At 33.4% G+C, this 3,057-nt stretch carries 4 protein-coding genes; 3 read left to right on the top strand and 1 reads right to left on the bottom strand.

The annotated features are described in order from the left end of the window. Positions 1-274: 274 nt before the first annotated feature. Both HHO41_RS21885 and perR read left to right on the top strand, forming a co-directional pair. On the top strand, positions 275-826 hold the full coding sequence (locus HHO41_RS21885) for a cob(I)yrinic acid a,c-diamide adenosyltransferase (protein WP_169102693.1): 552 nt from the start codon (positions 275-277) through the stop codon (positions 824-826). Between the two features lie 109 nt (positions 827-935). Further along, positions 936-1,379, top strand: a complete 444-nt coding sequence (gene perR, locus HHO41_RS21880) for a peroxide-responsive transcriptional repressor PerR (RefSeq protein WP_211171274.1) — start codon at positions 936-938, stop codon at positions 1,377-1,379. A gap of 28 nt (positions 1,380-1,407) precedes the next feature. Here perR and HHO41_RS21875 read toward each other — a convergent pair whose 3' ends face one another. Then, positions 1,408-1,758, bottom strand: a complete 351-nt coding sequence (locus tag HHO41_RS21875; protein WP_169102685.1) for a YgzB family protein — start codon at positions 1,756-1,758, stop codon at positions 1,408-1,410. A gap of 155 nt (positions 1,759-1,913) precedes the next feature. Between HHO41_RS21875 and HHO41_RS21870 the strand changes: the two genes are divergently transcribed. Further along, positions 1,914-2,786, top strand: a complete 873-nt coding sequence (locus tag HHO41_RS21870) for a nucleotidyltransferase-like protein (protein ID WP_169102684.1) — start codon at positions 1,914-1,916, stop codon at positions 2,784-2,786. Positions 2,787-3,057 lie beyond the last annotated feature (271 nt).

Below are 3,057 nucleotides of genomic sequence, written 5' to 3'. Positions count from 1 at the left end.
ACACACTGTAATATAAATTGAACCGCCGTATACGGAACCGTACGTACGGTGGTGTGAGAGGGGCGAAAATAATAATCTTATTTTCCCTCTACTCGATTAGTTTAGGATAATTTTAAGAATATTAAGTTTTTTTGTTTCAAAAAAGTTCTTAAAGAATGAATTCGGTAAATTCTGATGATATGATATTGAAAGATGGAAAATAGGTTTTAGAGGAGAGGGTAATTAACGACTCTCTGAAAAATAATATCCATAATTTTGAAAGGGGATACAAGACATGAAAATTTATACAAAAACAGGAGATAAAGGGACAACCTCATTAATATATGGTCAAAGAGTGCGGAAAGATAATCTTCGTGTTGAGGCATATGGTACATGTGATGAGGCGAATTCGATGATAGGATTGGCGCTGAGTTATTTAAAAGGTGAAAATTTCCAAGGAAAAGAAACTATAGAAGCTGCATATCATAAAATACAAACAATTTTATTTCATGTTGGTGCAGAGTTGGCCACACCAGCTGGAAAAGAAGTGAAATGGAAGCTAGAAAATAAAGAAATTGAAGAAATGGAAAAGCTAATAGATGAATGGGACCAACAGTTACCTGCTTTAACGAACTTTGTTTTACCTGGTGGTCATCCCTCTGGTGCAGCTTTTCATAGTGCCAGAACAATTGTTAGAAGAGCAGAGCGAAGCTCAGTAAGCTTAGAAGATGAGGTTAATCCACTTGTACTGGCTTATTTAAATCGTCTATCAGACCTATTATTTGTAACTGCTAGATATGTCAATTTTCAATTAGGGGCAGTTGAAAAAACACTTCATCAAGATTAATCAATAAGTATTTTTAGTTTTGATAGTTGTTATATTGACAAAAGTATTTGTTATTGAGTACACTAATTATAAATATTATAATTTGAAAATTTTTATAGAAAAGAGGTGCATGGCGGTGTCACAAAATCCGTTAAAAGAAGCGTTGGATACCTTAAAAGATACTGGGGTTAGAATCACACCTCAACGTCATGCGATACTTGAATATTTAATAAACTCAATGTCACATCCTACCGCTGATGATATTTACAAAGCTTTAGAAGGAAAGTTTCCAAACATGAGTGTGGCTACAGTTTACAACAATTTACGAGTATTTCGTGAAGTGGGACTTGTAAAAGAGCTTACTTATGGGGATGCATCTAGTCGTTTTGATTTTGTCACAACTCACCATTATCATGTTATTTGTGAAAACTGCGGTAAAATTGTTGATTTCCATTATCCTGGTCTGGATGAAGTAGAACAATTAGCATCGCACGTAACAGGCTTTACAATTAGTCACCATCGTTTGGAGATATATGGTAATTGTCCGGAATGTTCAAATAAAGAAACGCATTAAAAAAGAAGGCTAACATAGCCTTCTTTTTTTATTTGGGTTGTTTTCTGTTATATTTTTCGTTAAAATCTTTACCTTCTAAGTTTACATCTAATGTTAAAGGTTCATTACAATACATACACATATCAACTTTGCCCAGTATTTTTGTTGTTTTACCGCAGTTTGGACAAACTACTTGAACAGTCTTTGTCGAAAGCATCCCTATCCAGAAATATACAGCGGTACTGGCAATGATAAAAAGTAACCCTATCAACATAAAAATAGTCATCACGACGGGAGAACTTCTAAAGAATATTCCTCCGTACATAACAATAAACCCAATGAAAATTAAGCTTAATGCAAATGTTCGTATTTTATTGATTTTACTAGAGTATTTAGCCATAAATAGTCCCCTCCTATTGCATCAACTAATTATATCACCGTAATGGATTTATGTGGTAATGATTCCGATAATGGAAATGTTTCCTGTTCATTGAAGGATTTTTTTTTCAGTTGTCGAACTATATACGCTATCTGAAAATTTTTGGAGGAATGATTATGGAACACATTCTTCGTCCCATTTATCAAGAACGAGCTAGCCAATCAAATACTCTTGGTGTGTTACTTATTGAAAAACGTGAAAAAGCAAGCACAATAACAGATACTTTTGACGCAGTATTATTAATTATTTTGAAGGAAGCTGAAAGTCCTCTTCACGTAAAACATTACAGCTATGAAGATAAGAAAGCATCTTTAAATTTGGTGAGCGAGGATCAATTAAATGAATGGCTTCTAATGGGGACAAATCGCAAAATCCTTGATTGGATTTTTTCAGGAAAGATCCTTTTTGATCGTAACGATTATTTACACAACTTAAAATTGGAGTTGCGTGAATTCCCTTTTTATGGTCGTAAAATTAAAATGGGAATAGAATATTCTAAGTTAATCCGTCGTTATCTAGATGGGAAAACCTTCTTTGAAAATAAGCATTATATGGATGCTTACAATCATATTGTTCATTCCCTGCACCATCTTGCGAGATTGTCGGTTATTGAAAATGGTTTCCATCCAGATATTACTGTTTGGAATCAGGTCAAGCAAATAGAACCAGAAATTTATAAACTTTACGAGGAACTTATAAGTAGTGAGGAATCGATTGAAAAGCGCTTAGAGCTTTTGTTCCTTGCTGGAGAATTCCTTGTGCATTCACGTACTGAAATTGGTTCTAAGCATTTAATTGAAATACTTCAAGGAAAAGAAGTTTGGTCATTTGATGAAATGATTAACCATCCAGATCTCAGTCTTTATTCGGTAGATTTAAGTGTAATGCTAGAGTATTTAATCGAAAAAAATTACATTAAAGTAGTAAAGCGAGAAACAAAAGGACAAGGGATTTTGCACCGTTATTACAGTGTTTCTAATAAAAATTAAAATTCTTTTTAAAAACTATTGACCTTTTTTATAAAACTTGTTATATTTATAACCGTCGCTGCGAACGAAACGCGTTAAAGTGAAAACGTTGCGGTTGACGGTTTTAAAAAAGGTGTTGACAACATAAACACCATGTGTTAAATTAATAAAGTCGCCTCTGAGCGATAAAGAAAAATTGCTCTTTGAAAACTAAACAAACAAACGTCAACAATAAACAAATTATAGTGCGATTGATTTCGATCATGAACACTAGCCAACGTAACTTTTATGA

It is taken from the genome of Bacillus sp. DNRA2, assembly GCF_012843265.1.
Lineage (GTDB): Bacteria > Bacillota > Bacilli > Bacillales > Cytobacillaceae > Bacillus_BU.
Note: the sequence above shows the minus strand (reverse complement) of the source record. Positions and strands in the feature narration are given on the sequence as shown.